This window comes from Amycolatopsis mongoliensis (genome assembly GCF_030285665.1).
GTDB lineage: Bacteria > Actinomycetota > Actinomycetes > Mycobacteriales > Pseudonocardiaceae > Amycolatopsis > Amycolatopsis mongoliensis.
This window is the reverse complement of the sequence record NZ_CP127295.1, coordinates 3,036,090-3,052,074: the sequence shown is the minus strand read 5'-3', so window position 1 is coordinate 3,052,074 and position 15,985 is coordinate 3,036,090. Positions and strand designations below refer to the sequence as shown.

Below are 15,985 nucleotides of genomic sequence, written 5' to 3'. Positions count from 1 at the left end.
AGGGGAGGTCGGAATGGACGCCGTCCTGGACGACCTCGCGCTGCACTGGCCGCTCTACGCGGCGATGCCGTTCATCGCGGCGCTGATCGGGTACGTCACCAAGCGCGTCGCCATCGAAATGATGTTCCGGCCGCTGGACTTCATCGGGATCCCGCCGGTGCTCGGCTGGCAGGGCGTCGTTCCGAAGCACGGCGGCCGGATGGCGGCGGTGGCGACCGAACTGCTGACGGCGAACCTGCTCGACCTCCGCGAAGTGTTCGGCCGGATCGACCCGGTGATCATCACGAGCGAGCTGGAGCAGCCGCTGCTGCGCGCGGTCGACCACATCGCGCGCGAGGTGCTCGCCGAGCACCACCCGCGGCTGTGGGAGGTCATGCCGACGCTGGCGCAGGAAATGCTGATCAAGCAGGTCCAGGCGTCGGCGCCGCGGCTGGTGCGGGAGTTCCTCGACGACGTCCGCGAGAACCTCGACGAGGTCCTCGACGTCCAGCACATGACGGTCCAGCGCCTGACCCGCGACCGCGCGCTGCTGGTGCGGCTGATCCGCGAGACGTCCCGGCCGGAGATGGCTTTCATCGCGCGGATGGGCGTCTACTTCGGGTTCGGGCTGGGCCTGGTGCAGACGATCGTGTGGGCGTTCACGCGCGAGCCGTGGGTGCTCCCGGTGTTCGGCGGCGTGATCGGGCTGTGCACGGACTGGCTGGCGATCAAGCTGATCTTCGTCCCGCGCGAGCCGGTCCGCCTGGGCCGGGTGATCTTCCAGGGCAAGTTCCAGCGACGGCGCGCGGAGGTGGCGCGGCAGTACGGCGAGCTGATCGCGAACGAGGTCCTGACGGTCCAGAACCTGCTGGACGCGGTGCTGCGGGGCCCGCGGGCCGACCGGCTCGCGGCGCTGGTGGAGCAGCTGGTCTCCACCACGGTCGACGCGCAGATGCCCCTGGCGTGGACGGTGGGCGGCACGCGGCTGCAGGAGATGAAGCAAGCGGCGGCCCGGAAAGCGCTGGAGCAGCTGCCGGACACGGCCCGGTACGCCGAGGGGTACCTGACCGAGGCGATGGACGTCGCGAAGATGATCGAGCAGCGGATGCTGGCGTTGACCCCGCTGGAGTTCGAGGGGCTGCTGCGGCCGGCGTTCCGGCAGGACGAGTGGAAGCTGATCGCCGTCGGCGGAGTGATCGGCTTCGTGGTGGGCGAGCTGCAGGTCCTCCTGATGCTGGGCTGAATTTGCATTCGCACCCTCAAAGCGTCACTTTCCCTAGGAAAGATGCGTCCAGGGGGTGCCTCCGACGCATCTTTCCTAGCGAAAGTGACGTCTTCAGGCCGCCGCGATCAGGTCCGGGGCCGGGTCCACCGCGCGGACCCGCGTGCGGCGGTCGCGCTGCCAGGCGATCAGCCGGCAGACCACGTAGATCAGGAACGAAATCGCCGTCACGAACGCGCTCACCGGCAACCCCGGCGCCAGCGACAGCACGATTCCGCCCAGAGCCGAAACCTCGGCGAACACGATCGACAGCACCGTCGCCTTCCACGGCGACGCCGTCACGCGAGCCGCCGCGGCCGCGGGCGTCACCATCAGTGCCACCACCAGCAGCGACCCGACCACCTTCACGCTCAACGCCGTCGAGATGCCCACCAGCAGCGCGAACACCACGGTCAGCGTCTTCACCGGGACCCCGCGCGCCACCGCCACGTTGCGATCCACCGAAGCGAACAGCAGCGGCCGGTAGACCAGCGCCAGCACCGCCAGCACCACCACCGACGACACGACGAACAACGTCAGGTTCGTCGAATCGATCGTGATGATCTGGCCGGTGAGAATCCCGAACTTGTTCCCGGACCGTCCTTTGTAGAACGACAGGAACAGCACGCCCATGCCGAGGCCGAACGACAGGATCACGCCGATCACCGAGTCGCGGTCCGAGTCGCGCGCGCCCAGGATTCCCAGCAGCAGCGCCGCCACCACCGCGCCGATCAATGCGCCGTACTCGACGCCGATCCCGAGCAGCAGGGCCGCCGCGCCGCCGGTGAACGCCAGCTCCGACGTCCCGTGCACCGCGAACGACATCCGCCGCATCACGATCAGCGGCCCGAGCACCCCCGCCACCAGGCCGAGGATCGCGGCCGCCAGCAACGCCGTCTGGACGCCGTCCAGCTCGGTGATCAGCTCCCACGTCTTGCCGAAGTCGAACAGATCCAAGACTCAGCCCACTTGCTCTTCGACGTCGTGTTCGTGGTGGTGCGGCTCGTCCTCGCACAACGCGCTCTGCGCGCCCGCGATGTGGATCTGCCCGCCCACCTTCAGCACCTCGACGCGGGTGCCGTACAGCTCCGACAGCGTTCCGGTGTTCATGACCTCGTCCGGCTTGCCGATCCGGAACGAGCCGTTGACCAGGTACAGCACCCGGTCGACGAACGGCAGCACCGGGTTGATCTCGTGCGTCACGAACAGCACCGCGGTGCCCGACGCGCGCCGGCGCTCGTCGATCAGCTCGCTGATCGCGCGCTGGTGCGCCAGGTCCAGCGACAGCAGTGGCTCGTCGCAGAGCAGCACCTCGGGGTCGCCGACCAGGGCCTGCGCCACCCGCAACCGCTGCTGCTCGCCGCCGGACAGGCGCCCGACCGGCTGCTTGGCGTACCGCGTAGCCCCCACCGCTTCGATGGCTTCGGAAACGCGACGGCGCCGGGCCGTCATGCCGAGCAGCCCCGGCCCCCAGCGGTGGCCGTCGAGACCCAGCCCGACCAGGTCGACGCCGCGCAGCGTCAGCGACTCGTCGATCGCGCGCTGCTGCGGGATGTAGCCGACCTTGCGGTTCGCTCCACCCGGGCGGCCGCCGGCGATCTCGACCGTGCCCGCCGACAGGCCCTGCATGCCGAGCAGCGCCTTCAGCAGGCTGCTCTTGCCGGAGCCGTTGGGGCCGAGCACGGCGAGGAACTCCCCCGGCTCGACGACGAGGTCCAGCCCCGACCACAGGGTCCGGGGACCGAACGCGAGTCCCGCCCCGCGGACCCGGACCGCGGGGCGCACGTCGTCGGAGACGGAGACGGAGACGGGGCGCATGGCTACTTCAACGCTCCCGCCAGCGCATCTACTTCCCCGGTCATCCAGCCAATGTAGTCGGTCACACCCTGCGGCAGCGTCTCGGTCACGTCGACGACGCCGATCCCGGCGGCCTTCGCCTGCGCGACGACGTCCTGGGTCAGCGGCGTCACCGTCTGCGCGTTGTTGATCAGCGCCTTGACCTGCTTGGTGGCGATGAGCTGCTTGTACTCGTTGACGGCGCCGGCCGGGACGTCCGTGTCGTTCTCCACGGCGTCCGAGAAGGCCTTCGGCGTCGCGTCCGTCAGCTTCGCGCTCCGGAGCAGGTAGTGCGCCACCGGCTCGGTGACGACGACCTTCGTGCCCGGGTGCGTGGTGCCGAGCTCGCCGAGGCGCTTCTCCAGCGCGTCGACCTTCGCCTTGAACGCGGTCGCGTTGTCGGTGAAGACCTGCTTCGACGCCGGCTGCAGCTCGCCGAGCTGCGCGGCGACCTGGTCGGCCACCTTGTCGACACCCGGCAGGTCGTACCAGACGTGCTCGTTCTCGTCGCCGGTCGCGGCGATGTCGTAGGCGACGAGCTTCTTCGCGTCCCCGGCCTGGCCGGTGAGCTTGCCGAAGAACTCGTCGTAGCCGCCGCCGTTGGACAGCAGCAGCTTCGCGTCCTTCGCCGCCAGGGCGTCCTCGGCGGTGGTCTCGTACGAGTGCGGGTCGGCGGAGGGGTCGTGGATGATCGACTTGACCTCGACCTGGTCGCCGCCGACGGCACTAGCGACGCTGCCCCAGACGTCGGTCGAGGCGACGACCTTGATCTTCCCGGAGCCGCCGGACTGCGCGCTGCCGTCGGGGCCGGACGTTCCCCCGGAGCACGCGGCCAGCGCGAAGAGGGACAGGGCCGAAGCGGCGGCGAGCACGCTCCTGGTGCGGCGGGAACTCATCGAAGGACTCCTGGAGACGCTAATGGAAACCGTTGTCAGATTCACCTTACCCCATCCGGATGACTTCCTGGCCATCCGATCCCGGTTTGGTGTATGCGTCTTCGTGCATGCGGATCGAGACATCGACCACCCGGGGTGTCTCTTCAAGAAAGTGATCTGAACCGTTACGGTTTGCTGATGGGACGTCCTATTCGCACCCGAAGGCAGGCGACGCTGGCGTCGCTCGCGGCGGAGCTCGGTGTGTCCAGGACCACGGTGTCCAACGCCTACAACCGGCCGGACCAGCTGTCCCCGGAACTGCGCCGCCGGGTCCTCGAGACCGCGCGGCGCCTCGGCTACCCCGGACCCGACCCCGTCGCCCGCTCGCTGCGCACCCGCAAGGCCGGCGCCGTCGGGCTGCTGCTCACCGAGAACCTCTCCTACGCCTTCCGCGACCCCGCCGCCGTCGGCGTGCTCGAAGGACTGGCCCTGGCCTGCGAAGACGCCGGCGTCGGCCTGCACCTGGTGCCGGCCAGCCCGGGCCGCGAAGACGTCGCCGCGGTGCACCGCGCGGGCGTCGACGGCTTCGTCGTCTACTCCGTGCCGGACGACGACCCGCACCTGGCCGCCGTGCTCGAGCGGCCGGTGCCGACGGTGATCATCGACCAGCCGAGCATCGAAGGCATCGACCGCGTCGGCCCGGACGACGCGGCGGCGGTCGGCAAGATCGCCGAGCACCTCGTCGGCCTCGGCCACCGGCAGGTCGGCGTCATCTGCATGCGGCTGGCCCGCGAGCGCAACGACGACTTCGTCTCCCCGGCCCGCCAGAGCGGCGCGCACTTCCACGTCCAGCGCACCCGGCTGGAGGCGCTGGCCGTGGCGTTCTCGGCGGCCGGCGTCGACTGGGCGGGCGTCCCGGTGATCGAGCGCTTCGACCACACGGTGGACGACGGCGCGTCCGCCGCCCGTCAGCTGCTGGACGCGTACCCGCAGATCACGGCGGTGATCTGCACCTCGGACATCCTCGCGCTCGGCGCCATGGCCGAGGCCGAGCGACGGGGGCTGCGGGTCCCGCAGGACCTGACCGTCACCGGCTTCGACGGCATCGCCGAGGCCGAGCGGATCGGGCTCACCACGGTCCACCAGCCGGTGCTCGAAAAGGGCAAGACGGCCGGACGGCTGCTGCTCAGCTCGGGCGAGCGCAGCGCGCCGAAGGTGATCACGCTGCCGACCGAGCTGCGCGTGGGGCGCACGTCGGCGCCCCCTAGAACGGTCGAGGAGCCCTGGTTCGGGGGCTGACCCGTGACATAGCTCGTAGTGCATTGCTCGAACGGGTATTCACCAGGTCAAATGGAGTGGCACGCCCGCGCCGCGGGGCCACTGGCCGGAAGGTGACCGATGACCTCGATCGACGTTCTGCTCAAGCGCAACCAAGAACTCGGCGAAGTGACGCCCGGCGACCGCTCGTCGCCCAAGCCGTCGCTGCAGGTGGCCATCCTGACCTGCATGGACGCCCGGATCCGGGTGTTCGAGCTGTTCGGCCTGCTGCAGGGCGAGTCGCACGTCCTGCGCAACGCCGGCGGCGTGGTGACCGACGACATGATCCGCTCGCTGGCCCTTTCGCAGCGCAAGCTGGGCACGCGCGAGGTGCTGATCGTCCAGCACACGGAGTGCGGCCTGTCGATGGTCACCGAAGACGACTTCAAGGACGAGTTGGAGAGCGACACCGGTCTGCGGCCGACGTGGTCGGTCGAGGCGTTCCGGAACGTGGAGAACAGCGTCCGGACGTCGGTGGAGCGGGTGCGGCGGAGTGCGTACCTGCCGCACACGGAGAACGTCCGCGGCTTCGTCTACGACGTCAAGACCGGGAAGCTCACCGAGGTCGAGTAACGGGTCGTGGCGCCGGAAACGACCGCCGCGGCCGCCGCGGGGAGCTGGACGCTCGGCGACCTGCCGGTCAACCGGATCGGTTTCGGCGCCATGCGCCTGCCCCAGACCGGCGAGGCCTTCGCACCGGACGCCCTCCCACGCGACCGTGACCAGGCGATCGGCGTGCTGCGGCACGCCGTCGAGCTGGGTGTCGACCACGTCGACACCGCCGCTTTCTACTTCTCGCGGCTGCGCTCGGCCAACGAGCTGGTCAACCGGGCACTGGCGCCCTACCCCGACGGCTTGGTCATCGCCACCAAGGTGGGTCCCCGCCGCGATCCCGTCACCGCGCAGCTGCCGATGGCGAGCCCTCAGCAACTGCGCGGCGACGTCGAGGAGAACCTGCGCCAGCTGGGCCGCGACCACCTCGACGTGGTGAACCTGCGCGTCGGCGGCCCCGGCCCCATCGCCGACCACTTCGGCGCGCTGGCCGAGCTGCGCGAGGCCGGTCTCATCCGGCACCTCGGCCTGTCCAACGTCCGGCCGGAGCACCTGGCCGAGGCCCGGGGCATCGCGCCCGTCGTGTGCGACCAGAACTCCTACGGCCTCGGCTACCGGCGCCGGCAGGACGAGTTCGTCCGCACCTGCGGCGAGCAGGGCATCGCGTTCGTGCCGTTCTTCGCCATCGCCGGCGCGCGACGCGAGACGGGCGCCGGCGGAAGCGACCACGACGAGGTCCTCGCGATCGCACGGGCCCACCAGGCCACCGCCACGCAGATCCGCCTGGCCTGGGCGGTGCACCGCGGACCGCACGTCCTCGTGATCCCCGGCACCGGCGACCCCGCGCACTTGGCCGACAACGTCGCCGCCGGCCGGCAGCGGCTCACCGAGGACGAGCTGACCCGTCTCGAGCGAGTCCACGGCGAAGAGCCCGAGCCGCCGGGTTAACCTCAGCCCGTGGCTGTGGACGCTGACGTACTGCTCGACTGGTTCTCCACGCACGGCCGGGACCTGCCCTGGCGCGAGCCGGACTGCTCGGCCTGGGGCGTGCTCGTCAGCGAGATCATGCTGCAGCAGACGCCGGTCGCCCGGGTGCAGCCGATCTGGCACGAGTGGATGGCACGCTGGCCGGTTCCGTCGGCGCTGGCTGCGTCGTCCCAAGGAGAGGTCGTGCGGGCCTGGGGCAAGCTCGGCTACCCGCGGCGCGCGCTGCGGCTCCACGAAGCCGCCGGGGTGATCGCCGCCGACCACGGGGACGTCGTTCCGTCCGATGTGGACACCCTGCTCGCGCTGCCCGGGATCGGCGCCTACACCGCCCGCGCCGTCGCCGCGTTCGCCTACGGGCGGCGCGCGCCCGTCGTCGACACGAACGTGCGGCGCGTCGTCGCGCGGGCCGTGCACGGGGCCGGGGACGCCGGGCCCGCGTCGAACACGCGGGACATGGCCGACGTCGAGGCGCTGCTGCCGGCCGAGGACGCACCCGCCGCCCGGTTCTCGGCGGCGATCATGGAGCTCGGTGCGCTGGTCTGCACCGCGCGCTCGCCGCGGTGCGCGGACTGCCCGGTCTACGACGAGTGCGCGTGGCAGCTCGCCGGGCGCCCGGAGTACGCCGGCCCGGCCAAGCCGGTGCAGAAGTTCGCCGGGACCGACCGGCAGGTCCGCGGCCTGCTGCTGGACGTCCTGCGCGGCTCCGAAGGCCCGGTGGAGAAGGCCCGCCTCGACCTCGTGTGGCACGACGGCGGCCAGCGCGACCGCTGCCTGGACTCCCTGCTCGTCGACGGGCTGCTGGAGCAGACCGGCGGCGGCCTCTTCGCTCTCCCGGGCGAACACTAACGCGCTACGACCAAAGTTGGTCAATAGTTGTCATCGGCGCGCTCCAGGGCTACCTTTTCGGAATGGTCCATGTTGACCGCCGGACCCTGCTCAAGGCGGGGGCGACCGCGACCGCGGCCGGCGCACTGGGGATGACGACCACGGGTACGGCCTCGGCGGCCGTGCCGACACCGACGATCCACCCGACCTCCGAATGGGGCGCGCGGCCCGCCGCGGGCCCGATCGTGGTGGAGAACCACAAACCGACCTACATCGTCGTGCACCATGCCGTCGATCCGCCGATGAACAACGACTTCTCCCTGGCGCGCGCGTTCTACGTCTCGCGGTTCATCCAGGACCTGCACATGGACAAGAACGGCTGGATCGACAGCGGCCAGCAGTTCACGAACAGCCGCGGCGGGTTCGTCACCGAGGGCAGGCACCGCAGCCTGGAGATCCTGCGCGGCGGCACGCAGCACGTGCAGGGTGCGAACGTGGGCAACCACAACAGCGAGGTCATCGGCATCGAGAACGAGGGCCTGTACAGCACGGTGGACGTGCCGCAGGCGCTGTGGGACTCGCTGGTGAACCTGGTCGCCTACATCGCGCACCAGTACGGCATCGCGCCCGAGTTCATCAAGGGCCACCGCGACTTCAACTCGACCGAGTGCCCCGGTCAGGTGCTCTACAACCGGCTGCCGGAGCTGCGGACGGCGGTGGGCCGCGTCCTCGGCGTCTCGGTGGCGCGGTCCGAAGCCGAGTGGCCGCTGCTGAAGCCGGGTGACACGGGCAAGAAGGTCCAGCTGGCGCAGCAGTTCCTGCGCGCGTCCGGGTTCGGCGTGCCGACCGACGGCGTCTTCGGGAAGTCCACAAAGGACGCCGTGGCCGCGCTGGCGGTCCAGGCCGGCCTGCCGCGCGACACGTGCACCGCGGCCAAGGCGGCCGACGAGACCGGCTTCCTCGGCGCGGACGTCTGGCCCCTGATCGTCCCGTCCGGCCGCTCGACGGCGGCCTGGCGAGCGGACCTGACCCGCGCCTGAAGGGTCGACACGCGTGATTGCCGGGTCGACACGCGTGATCGGGGCGACGACACGGCAGCTCAACGACGCGCTCGGCGTGTCGTCTCCCTGATCACGCGTGTCGGCTCCGCAATCACGCGTGTCGACCTTTTCAGCGCGCGAGCACCTGGGCGAGGAAGGCCTCCACCGCGCCTCGGTACATCTCCGGGGCTTCGTCGTGGGGCAGGTGGGCCGAGCCCGGGACCACCAGGTGCTTCGCGCCGGAGACCCGGGACGCGACGAGCGCCTGCTGACCGGGCGGCATCGCCGTGTGCTCGCCCTCGACCAGCAGCAGCGGGCAGCGGATCGCGTCGACGACGTCCCAGTAGTCCCGGCGGCCCCATTCGGCGGCGATGCCGTACAGGTCTTCGAGGTCGGCGACCAGGTGGAACCCGTCGGAACGCTCCTCGACGCAGTCGGCGAAGTACTCGCCCGCGTCGCCGAAGAACTCGCGGACGTGGTCGAGCGACTCGAACGGCACCGGCCAGCTCTCGAAGTACCCGCGCCACGTCTCGACGGTCCGGCCGCGCTGGTCGGGCGCGAAGTCCTCGGACACGACCGCGCGCACCAGCTCCGGGTACCGCGCGGCGGTCGTCCACGCGTGCAGGCCGCCCATCGAATGCCCGATCAGCACCGCCGGGCCCGCGTCGAGCGTCCGCAGCGCGGCCGCGACGTCCTCGGTGAACTGCTCGGTCGTCCAGGGCCCGACGCGCGGCGCGCTGCCGTGGCCACGCGCGTCGAGGCCGTACACCGCGCCGTAGGGCCGGAGCCACTCCGCGACGCGCGACCACGTCCGCGCGCGGCCCATCAGGCCGTGCAGCAGAACGATCGGCACGCCGCTGCCGCCGAAACAGAGCACGCGGCCACCTAACCACAAACCCGCTGGTGCGGAACGTGACCGAACCGTCGCACTGCATCACCTATGGTGGGTCCATGCGCCGCCGACTCGCCGCCCTCGCCGTCTGCGCCGCGGTGATCGTCGCCGCGGCCTGCAGCGGCGACGCCGTCACGGCGCCGCCCCCGCCCGCGCCGATGCATCCGGCGCCAGGCGCTTCCGGCGCCGGTGATCCGTATTACCCGGAGGACGGCAACGGCGGTTACGACGCGCTGAACTACCACGTCGACGCGACCTACGACCCGCCGAGCGGCCACCTCGACGGCGACACGACGGTCACCGCGAGGGCCACCCAGGACCTCAGCCGGTTCGACCTCGACCTCCGCGGGCTCGACGTCCACAGCGTCGAGGTCGACGGGCAGCCGGCCCGCTTCAGCCGCGAGAAGGCGTTCGAACTGGTCGTGACGCCGGCGGCACCGATCCGCGCCGGGACGACGTTCCGCACCCGCGTCCGCTACGGCGGCGACCCGGCGAAGACGCCCCACGACGGCGGCAGCGAGAACGGCTGGCAGCACTCGGGCGACGGCGGCGCGTACATGGTCGGCGAGCCGCACTCGGCGGCGTTCTGGTACCCCGTGAACGAGACCCCGCGCGACAAGGCGTCCTTCACGCTCACCGCGCACGTCCCGGCCGGCTGGACGGTGGTCTCGAACGGCCGGGAGGGCCCGCCGGGGACGTGGACCGAGCCGAACCCGGTGGCGAGCTACCTGACGACGATCGCGATCGGCAAGTTCAGCGTCGACAGGTCGACCTTGCCGGACGGCACCCCGGTCGTTTCGGCGTACGCACCCGGCACCGAGGACCGCCGCGCGATCGGCGACCGCCTGCCGGAGGTGCTCGGCTTCCTGAGCGGCAAGTTCGGGCCGTACCCGCAGTCGGCGGCCGGTGGGATCTTCCTGAACGAGGACGTCCACTTCTCGCTCGAGACGCAGACCCGGCCGACGTACGCGAAGTGGGCCGACCTGCCGACGCTGGTGCACGAGAACGCCCACGAGTGGTTCGGCGATTCGGTGTCGCTGAAGAGCTGGTCCGACATCTGCCTGAACGAGTGTTTCGCGTCGTACGCGCAGTGGCTGTGGGCCGAGCGCGAGGGCCAGAGCCTGGACGACCGCTACCGCGCGGCGATCGAGATCACCCACGGCAGCACGGACTTCTGGTCGCAGAAGCTGGTCGGCATGGGCCAGGGCCACGAGTTCGAGGGCGTCTACAACAAGGGCATCCTCGCGCTGCACGCGTTGCGCCGCCGGATCGGCGACCCGGCCTTCGACCGGCTCCTGCACGACTGGCCGGCCCGCTACCGCCACGGCAACGCGACCTGGGCCGACTTCGAGAAGATGGCGGCGCAGGTCAGCGGCCAGAACCTGCGGTCGTTCTTCGACGAGTGGTTCCGCGGCACGAAGCTCCCCGCGGACGCCGACCTCTTCCCCGGGTCACTGCGCAGCTGAGCTGCCCAGCAGCGACCGCGGCAACGCACTGCGCGCCTCCTGCAGCTCCCGCAGCGCCGTCGTCAGCTCCTCGTCGCCCACCACGACGTCCTCGTCGGGGCGCGCTAGCAGCGCGGCCCGCCGCAGCAGCTCCTCGCGGCCCGTCGAGTCCGGCAACGGGATCTCCACCGCCAGGTCGACCCGGCCCGGGCGGTCGGCCAGCGCCTTCTCCAGCTCGCTCGCGCGGTTGGTGGTCAGCAGGAACGTCACGTCGGCGTCGCCGCCCACGCCGTCCATCGCGTCGAGCAGGGTGAACAGCAGCGGCCCATGACTCCTGTCCTGCGCGATCAGGTCGACGTCCTCCAGGACGACCACGCTCGGCTGCAGCCGCCGCCTTGGCCACGAACCGCATCGCCGCGCCGGTCAGGATGATCACCGTGGTGTCCGGCAGGCGGCCCATCAGGTAGCGGACCGTGTGCGTCTTGCCCGTGCCGGGCAGACCGTGCAGCAGCAGCCCGCGCTTGAGGTGCTGCCCCGCGGCCGGCAGCCGCGCACCGTGTTCCGCGACGCCGACCGTGTGCCGCTCGATCGCGTCGGCGGTGGCGCGGACGATCCGGGCGTCATCGGCGGCGAGGTCGCGCTCGATGCTCCCCGTGATTTCCACAGTGGCACGGATCACAGCACCGGGCCAACCAGTGTCGCGCGTCCGAGGTTCGCCGACAGTGGGTCGTGAGTGAGAAACCGTGTTCTAACCCTGTTTCTCACTCACGACCAGCCGCGGCAGGCCCGCGAACCGGCGCACTCCGGGCCGGGTCCGCGCGGGCCGGGTCCCTCTTGACGGCGGCAGCCACCTCGAGCGTCGAACAACCTGCAACGCGCGACACTAGGCTGGGAGCCATGAGTGTCGTGAAGATCAACGCGATCGAGGTCCCCGAAGGTGCCGGCCCCGAGCTGGAGAAGCGGTTCGCGGCGCGGATGCACGCCGTCGACCAGCAGCCGGGCTTCCTCGGGTTCGAGCTGCTGCGCCCGGTTTCCGGCGAGACGCGCTACTTCGTGTACACGAAGTGGGAGAGCGAGGAGCACTACCAGGCGTGGGCGAAGGGCGGCCCGGCCGCGGCGGCGCACTCGGGCGAGCGCGCCAAGCCCGTGTCCACCGGGGCGAACCTCCTGGAATTCGAGGTCGTCCTCGGTTCGCAGCCGGGTGAGTGACGCTCTCGACCGTGCCGCGGAACTCCTGGACGGCGCCGGCGCGCTGCTGATCTGCGCCGGCGCCGGGATGGGCGTCGACTCCGGGCTGCCCGACTTCCGCGGCGGCGAAGGGTTCTGGCGCGCGTACCCGCCGTACGCCCGGCTCGGGCTGCGGTTCGAGGAGCTGGCCGACCCGCGGCACTTCGCCGACGACCCCGAGCTGGCCTGGGGGTTCTACGGCCACCGGCTTTCGCTCTACCGGGAAACCGTGCCGCACGACGGGTTCCGGCTGCTCCTCTCCTACGGTTCGAAGCTGGACGGCGGCGTTCGCGTGTTCACGTCCAATGTGGACGGCCAGTTCCAGAAGGCGGGCTTCGAGTCCGTCGCCGAGGCACACGGCTCGATCCACCACCTGCAGTGCCTTTCCGGATGTTCTCCGGAAATCTGGCCGGCTTCCGACGTCGTCGTGACGATCGACGAGGAGACGATGCGCGCGGTGCCCCCGCTGCCGTCGTGTCCCCGGTGCGGCGGGCTCGCCCGGCCCAACATCCTGATGTTCGGCGACTACGAGTGGGTCCCGGACCGCAGCCAGGCCCAGCTGGACGAGCTGACGGCGTGGCGCCGCACGGCCCGCGACCTCGTGGTGGTCGAGCTCGGCGCGGGCCAGGCCGTCCCGACGGTCCGCCGCTACAGCGAGCTGGCCAGCGCGGCGACGGGCGCACTGATCCGCATCAACCCCCGCGAACCCGAGATCCGGCACGGGCGCGGGGTGTCGATCGCGGCCGGCGCCTTGGAGACGGTGCGGGTTCTCGTGAGTGTTTAGGCGGGTTCTAACCCGCCTAAACACTCACGACCGGCGTCACGGCAGGCGGACCTCGGCGAACACCGCGCGGTGGTCGCTGCCCGCGACGTCGAACACCCGGTAGTCCTGGACCGCCGCCCGGTTGTCGACCACCACGTGGTCGATCGTCACCACCGGCGAGGACGACGGCCACGTCGGGGACAACCCAGAGCCGCGCTCCTCCGCCGCGTCGTTGTAGCCGCGGGAAAGCACCGTCCGGAACGCCGCGTGGTCGAGCGTCGCGTTGAAGTCGCCCGCCAGGATGCGCAGGCCGTGCTCGCCGGCCGCGCGGGAGAGGTCCTTGATCTCGCGCTCCCACTGCGGGGTGTCGACGTCCGGGGAGATCGGGTGGACGGCGACGATCTCGGCCACCACGCCGTCGCCGAGGTCGGCCTGCGCACCCGGCTGCTTGGCCGCCGAATCACCCGTCAGGTTGACCTCCTTCAGCGGGAAGCGCGACACGATCCCCGAGCCGAACGCACCGGGCGCCGGGTGCAGCACCCGGTACGGCAGGGCCTGGAACAGCCCGGCCGCGGTCAGGCCGTCGACCGCGCGAGGCGTCAGCTCGACCAGGTTCAGCACGTCGATCCGCTGCTCGCGCACCAGGTCGACGACGGCCTTCGGGTCCGCCTGGCCGTAGAGCAGGTTCGAAGCGAGCACGCGCAGTGTCTTGCCGTGCACTTCGCGCTGGTCGCTCGCCGACAGCCGCGGCAGCACCAGGACGGCCAGCACGATGGCCAGCACCAGCGCGGTCCCGCCGACCCACCAGCGCCGCAGGGCCAGCGCCAGCCCGCCGAGCAGCACGCCCGCGGCCGCCACGTACGGCGTCAGCGCCAGCGCGACGAGGGTGTACCAGTCGCCGTCGTAGCCGATCAGGCGCAGCGCGGCCAGCGCCGCCAGCAGCACCACGGGCACCACCAGCAGGGCCGTGACCAGCGGGTTCTTCCGCCGGACGCGCGTCTCTTCCGCAACGGTCATGTGCCGAGTATGCCGACGTGCCCGCCGCCCGGCCCGGGCGCCGACAACTCCTCCACAAGATCTCCACCAGCGGCTGCCAGCGCCTGCCAGCGCGCTGTGCGCGGCTTACCAGCGCCGCCGTCCACAGTTGCTCTCAGAACGCGACAGCGAAGGAGGAACGCCCATGTCGCACGCGATCCAGGCCGAGGGCCTGGTCAAACACTTCGGGGACACCAAGGCGCTCGACGGGGTGGACCTCGAGGTCCCGTTCGGGCAGGTCGTGGGGGTGCTCGGGCCGAACGGCGCGGGCAAGACGACCGCCGTCCGCATCCTGGCGACGCTGATGAAACCGGACTCCGGCAGAGCGACGGTCGGGGGCTTCGACGTCGTCACCGACCCGGTGCGGGTCCGCAGCCTGATCGGGCTGACCGGGCAGTACGCGTCGGTCGACGAGGACCTCAACGGGATCGAGAACCTCGTCCTCATCGGACGGTTGTACGGCCACTCCCGCGCCCAGTCCAAGGCGCGCGCCGTCGAGCTGGTCGAGCGGTTCGAGCTGACCGGCGCGGCCAAGCGGCCGGTCCGGACCTACTCGGGCGGCATGCGGCGGCGGATCGACCTGGCCGCCAGCCTCGTCGGCCGGCCCGAGGTGCTCTACCTCGACGAGCCGACCACCGGCCTCGACCCGCACGCCCGCAACGAGGTCTGGGACGTCGTCCGCAACCTCGTCGCCGAGGGCGCGACGGTGCTGCTGACCACGCAGTACCTGGAAGAGGCCGACCAGCTGGCCGACAAGATCACCGTGTTCGACCACGGCCGCGTCGTCGCCGACGGCCGGGCCGACGAGCTCAAGCGCCGCGTCGGCGGGCAGACGCTGCAGGTCCGGCCGACCCAGCTGTCCGACATGGACGCCGTCAACCGGATCCTCGGCGACCTGTCCGGTGTCCGGCCGACCCGCGACGACGCGACCGGGCTGCTCACCGCGCCGGTCAACGACCCGGTGCTGCTGTCCACCCTGGTCCGCAAGCTGGACGAAGCCGGGATCACCGCGGACGAGCTGGCGCTGCGGCTGCCCAGCCTCGACGAGGTGTTCCTCGCCCTGACCGGGCACAAGGCCGAACCGTCCACCGAGGACACCACCCGCGACCTCGAAGGGAGCCTGGCATGACGACGCTGGCGCTCGACCGCCCGGCCCCGCCGCGGCACATCAGCCCCGCCAAGGGGTTCGGCCACGCGCTTTCGCTGGCCTGGCGCGGCATCATGAAGATCCGCAAGAACCCCGAACAGCTCGCCGACGTCACCCTGATGCCGATCATCTTCCTGGTGATGTTCGTGTACCTGTTCGGCGGCGCGCTGTCCGGCTCGACCGACGCGTACCTGCAGATGGTCGTGCCCGGCATCATCGTGATGAACATCCTGCAGGCCTGCCTCACGGTCGGCACGAACCTCAACACCGACATCACCAAGGGCGTGTTCGACCGGTTCCGCAGCATGCCGATCGCCCGGTCGGCACCGCTGATCGGCGCGGTGCTGGCCGACGTCGTGCGGTACGTCGTCTGCCTGACCGTGCTGATGGTCGTCGCGACGATCATGGGCTACCGGATCGCGACCAGCCCGGGCGAGTTCGCGGTGGCGATCCTGCTCGCGCTCGCGTTCGGGCTCTGCTTCTGCTGGGGCTCGGTGTTCGTCGGCATGGTGATGAAGTCGCCGGGCGCGGCGCAGGCGCTGATGTTCGTCTTCATCATGCCGCTGACGTTCGGCAGCAACGTGTTCGTCCAGACGTCCACGATGCCGGGCTGGCTGCGGGCCTGGGCGGACATCAGCCCGGTCAGCCTGATGGCGAACGCGCTGCGCGGCCTGATGAACGGCGGTGCCGTCGCCGGTCCGCTCGCCGGGGCGCTGGCCTGGATGGCCGGTGCGGTGATCGTGTTCTTCCCGCTGGCCACCTGGGCCTACCGCCGGCGGGTCTGAAAGGCGCGAACGCACGGGG

Annotated in this window: 18 protein-coding genes; 12 read left to right on the top strand and 6 right to left on the bottom strand. The window is 71.1% G+C overall.

Translation table 11 applies throughout. From position 1 onward, the window contains the following. Positions 1-13 precede the first annotated feature (13 nt). Positions 14-1,222, top strand: a complete 1,209-nt coding sequence (locus tag QRX60_RS14895) for a DUF445 domain-containing protein (protein ID WP_286001362.1) — start codon at positions 14-16, stop codon at positions 1,220-1,222. A 93-nt stretch (positions 1,223-1,315) separates the two neighbouring features. On the opposite strand, the gene QRX60_RS14890 is transcribed toward QRX60_RS14895, so the two are convergent. The 3 genes from QRX60_RS14890 to QRX60_RS14880 are packed head-to-tail and all read right to left on the bottom strand — an operon-like array spanning position 1,316 to position 3,972. Then, complete coding sequence (locus tag QRX60_RS14890; RefSeq protein ID WP_286001361.1) at positions 1,316-2,197, bottom strand: metal ABC transporter permease; 882 nt, start codon at positions 2,195-2,197, stop codon at positions 1,316-1,318. A gap of 3 nt (positions 2,198-2,200) precedes the next feature. Then, a complete protein-coding gene (locus tag QRX60_RS14885; protein ID WP_286001360.1) occupies positions 2,201-3,058 on the bottom strand; it encodes a metal ABC transporter ATP-binding protein in 858 nt (285 codons plus the stop codon). Positions 3,059-3,060: 2 nt separating this feature from the next. Further along, positions 3,061-3,972, bottom strand: coding sequence for a metal ABC transporter solute-binding protein, Zn/Mn family (locus QRX60_RS14880; protein ID WP_286001359.1), 912 nt, complete (start codon positions 3,970-3,972; stop codon positions 3,061-3,063). A 177-nt stretch (positions 3,973-4,149) separates the two neighbouring features. Here QRX60_RS14880 and QRX60_RS14875 point away from each other — a divergent pair, with 177 nt between their 5' ends. The 5 genes from QRX60_RS14875 (at position 4,150) to QRX60_RS14855 (ending at position 8,672) form a co-directional block, all read left to right on the top strand. Next, positions 4,150-5,250 (top strand): LacI family DNA-binding transcriptional regulator, encoded by a 1,101-nt coding sequence (locus QRX60_RS14875; protein WP_286001358.1) that lies wholly within the window; start codon positions 4,150-4,152, stop codon positions 5,248-5,250. A 99-nt stretch (positions 5,251-5,349) separates the two neighbouring features. Next, positions 5,350-5,841, top strand: a complete 492-nt coding sequence (locus QRX60_RS14870) for a beta-class carbonic anhydrase (RefSeq protein WP_004560727.1) — start codon at positions 5,350-5,352, stop codon at positions 5,839-5,841. 6 nt (positions 5,842-5,847) lie between these two features. Next, on the top strand, positions 5,848-6,768 hold the full coding sequence (locus QRX60_RS14865; RefSeq protein WP_286001357.1) for an aldo/keto reductase: 921 nt from the start codon (positions 5,848-5,850) through the stop codon (positions 6,766-6,768). A 9-nt stretch (positions 6,769-6,777) separates the two neighbouring features. Then, a complete protein-coding gene (locus tag QRX60_RS14860; RefSeq protein WP_286001356.1) occupies positions 6,778-7,653 on the top strand; it encodes an HhH-GPD family protein in 876 nt (291 codons plus the stop codon). A 62-nt stretch (positions 7,654-7,715) separates the two neighbouring features. Next, on the top strand, positions 7,716-8,672 hold the full coding sequence (locus tag QRX60_RS14855) for a peptidoglycan recognition protein family protein (RefSeq protein WP_286001355.1): 957 nt from the start codon (positions 7,716-7,718) through the stop codon (positions 8,670-8,672). A 130-nt stretch (positions 8,673-8,802) separates the two neighbouring features. Here QRX60_RS14855 and QRX60_RS14850 read toward each other — a convergent pair whose 3' ends face one another. After that, complete coding sequence (locus tag QRX60_RS14850) at positions 8,803-9,549, bottom strand: alpha/beta fold hydrolase (protein WP_286001354.1); 747 nt, start codon at positions 9,547-9,549, stop codon at positions 8,803-8,805. Between the two features lie 74 nt (positions 9,550-9,623). Between QRX60_RS14850 and QRX60_RS14845 the strand changes: the two genes are divergently transcribed. Further along, positions 9,624-11,030 carry a M1 family metallopeptidase gene (locus tag QRX60_RS14845; protein WP_286001353.1) on the top strand — a complete coding sequence of 469 codons (1,407 nt, stop codon included), beginning with the start codon at positions 9,624-9,626 and terminating at the stop codon, positions 11,028-11,030. Here QRX60_RS14845 and QRX60_RS14840 read toward each other — a convergent pair. Next, the gene (locus QRX60_RS14840) at positions 11,016-11,384 is read right to left on the bottom strand and encodes an AAA family ATPase (RefSeq protein ID WP_286001352.1); all 369 of its coding nucleotides are present in this window, start codon (positions 11,382-11,384) and stop codon (positions 11,016-11,018) included. The two genes, QRX60_RS14845 and QRX60_RS14840, sit on opposite strands and share 15 nt — an antisense overlap. A 127-nt stretch (positions 11,385-11,511) precedes the next feature. On the opposite strand from QRX60_RS14840, the gene QRX60_RS14835 reads away from it, so the two are divergent. The 3 genes from QRX60_RS14835 (at position 11,512) to QRX60_RS14825 (ending at position 13,020) form a co-directional block, all read left to right on the top strand. Then, complete coding sequence (locus QRX60_RS14835) at positions 11,512-11,742, top strand: hypothetical protein (RefSeq protein ID WP_286001351.1); 231 nt, start codon at positions 11,512-11,514, stop codon at positions 11,740-11,742. Positions 11,743-11,906: 164 nt separating this feature from the next. Further along, positions 11,907-12,218, top strand: a complete 312-nt coding sequence (locus tag QRX60_RS14830) for an antibiotic biosynthesis monooxygenase family protein (RefSeq protein ID WP_286001350.1) — start codon at positions 11,907-11,909, stop codon at positions 12,216-12,218. After that, positions 12,211-13,020: an SIR2 family NAD-dependent protein deacylase gene (locus tag QRX60_RS14825; protein ID WP_286001349.1), complete on the top strand. Its 810-nt coding sequence runs from the start codon at positions 12,211-12,213 to the stop codon at positions 13,018-13,020. Before QRX60_RS14830 ends, QRX60_RS14825 begins: the two co-directional genes overlap by 8 nt. A gap of 36 nt (positions 13,021-13,056) precedes the next feature. On the opposite strand, the gene QRX60_RS14820 is transcribed toward QRX60_RS14825, so the two are convergent. After that, on the bottom strand, positions 13,057-14,016 hold the full coding sequence (locus QRX60_RS14820) for an endonuclease/exonuclease/phosphatase family protein (RefSeq protein WP_286001348.1): 960 nt from the start codon (positions 14,014-14,016) through the stop codon (positions 13,057-13,059). 163 nt (positions 14,017-14,179) lie between these two features. Here QRX60_RS14820 and QRX60_RS14815 point away from each other — a divergent pair, with 163 nt between their 5' ends. Together QRX60_RS14815 and QRX60_RS14810 are read left to right on the top strand one after the other, a co-directional pair. Next, positions 14,180-15,163 carry an ATP-binding cassette domain-containing protein gene (locus tag QRX60_RS14815; RefSeq protein WP_286001347.1) on the top strand — a complete coding sequence of 328 codons (984 nt, stop codon included), beginning with the start codon at positions 14,180-14,182 and terminating at the stop codon, positions 15,161-15,163. After that, positions 15,160-15,966, top strand: a complete 807-nt coding sequence (locus QRX60_RS14810; RefSeq protein ID WP_286001346.1) for an ABC transporter permease — start codon at positions 15,160-15,162, stop codon at positions 15,964-15,966. Before QRX60_RS14815 ends, QRX60_RS14810 begins: the two co-directional genes overlap by 4 nt. Positions 15,967-15,985 lie beyond the last annotated feature (19 nt).

Excerpts from the sequence above, each read along its gene's own strand:
- QRX60_RS14895 (WP_286001362.1), top strand. The coding sequence starts at position 14 with ATGGACGCCGTCCTGGACGACCTCGCGCTGCACTGGCCGCTCTACGCG.
- QRX60_RS14815 (WP_286001347.1), top strand. The coding sequence starts at position 14,180 with ATGTCGCACGCGATCCAGGCCGAGGGCCTGGTCAAACACTTCGGGGAC.
- QRX60_RS14870 (WP_004560727.1), top strand. The coding sequence starts at position 5,350 with ATGACCTCGATCGACGTTCTGCTCAAGCGCAACCAAGAACTCGGCGAA.
- QRX60_RS14855 (WP_286001355.1), top strand. The coding sequence starts at position 7,716 with ATGGTCCATGTTGACCGCCGGACCCTGCTCAAGGCGGGGGCGACCGCG.
- QRX60_RS14885 (WP_286001360.1), bottom strand. The coding sequence starts at position 3,058 with ATGCGCCCCGTCTCCGTCTCCGTCTCCGACGACGTGCGCCCCGCGGTC.
- QRX60_RS14810 (WP_286001346.1), top strand. The coding sequence starts at position 15,160 with ATGACGACGCTGGCGCTCGACCGCCCGGCCCCGCCGCGGCACATCAGC.
- QRX60_RS14830 (WP_286001350.1), top strand. The coding sequence starts at position 11,907 with ATGAGTGTCGTGAAGATCAACGCGATCGAGGTCCCCGAAGGTGCCGGC.
- QRX60_RS14820 (WP_286001348.1), bottom strand. The coding sequence starts at position 14,016 with ATGACCGTTGCGGAAGAGACGCGCGTCCGGCGGAAGAACCCGCTGGTC.
- QRX60_RS14845 (WP_286001353.1), top strand. The coding sequence starts at position 9,624 with ATGCGCCGCCGACTCGCCGCCCTCGCCGTCTGCGCCGCGGTGATCGTC.
- QRX60_RS14880 (WP_286001359.1), bottom strand. The coding sequence starts at position 3,972 with ATGAGTTCCCGCCGCACCAGGAGCGTGCTCGCCGCCGCTTCGGCCCTG.
- QRX60_RS14875 (WP_286001358.1), top strand. The coding sequence starts at position 4,150 with ATGGGACGTCCTATTCGCACCCGAAGGCAGGCGACGCTGGCGTCGCTC.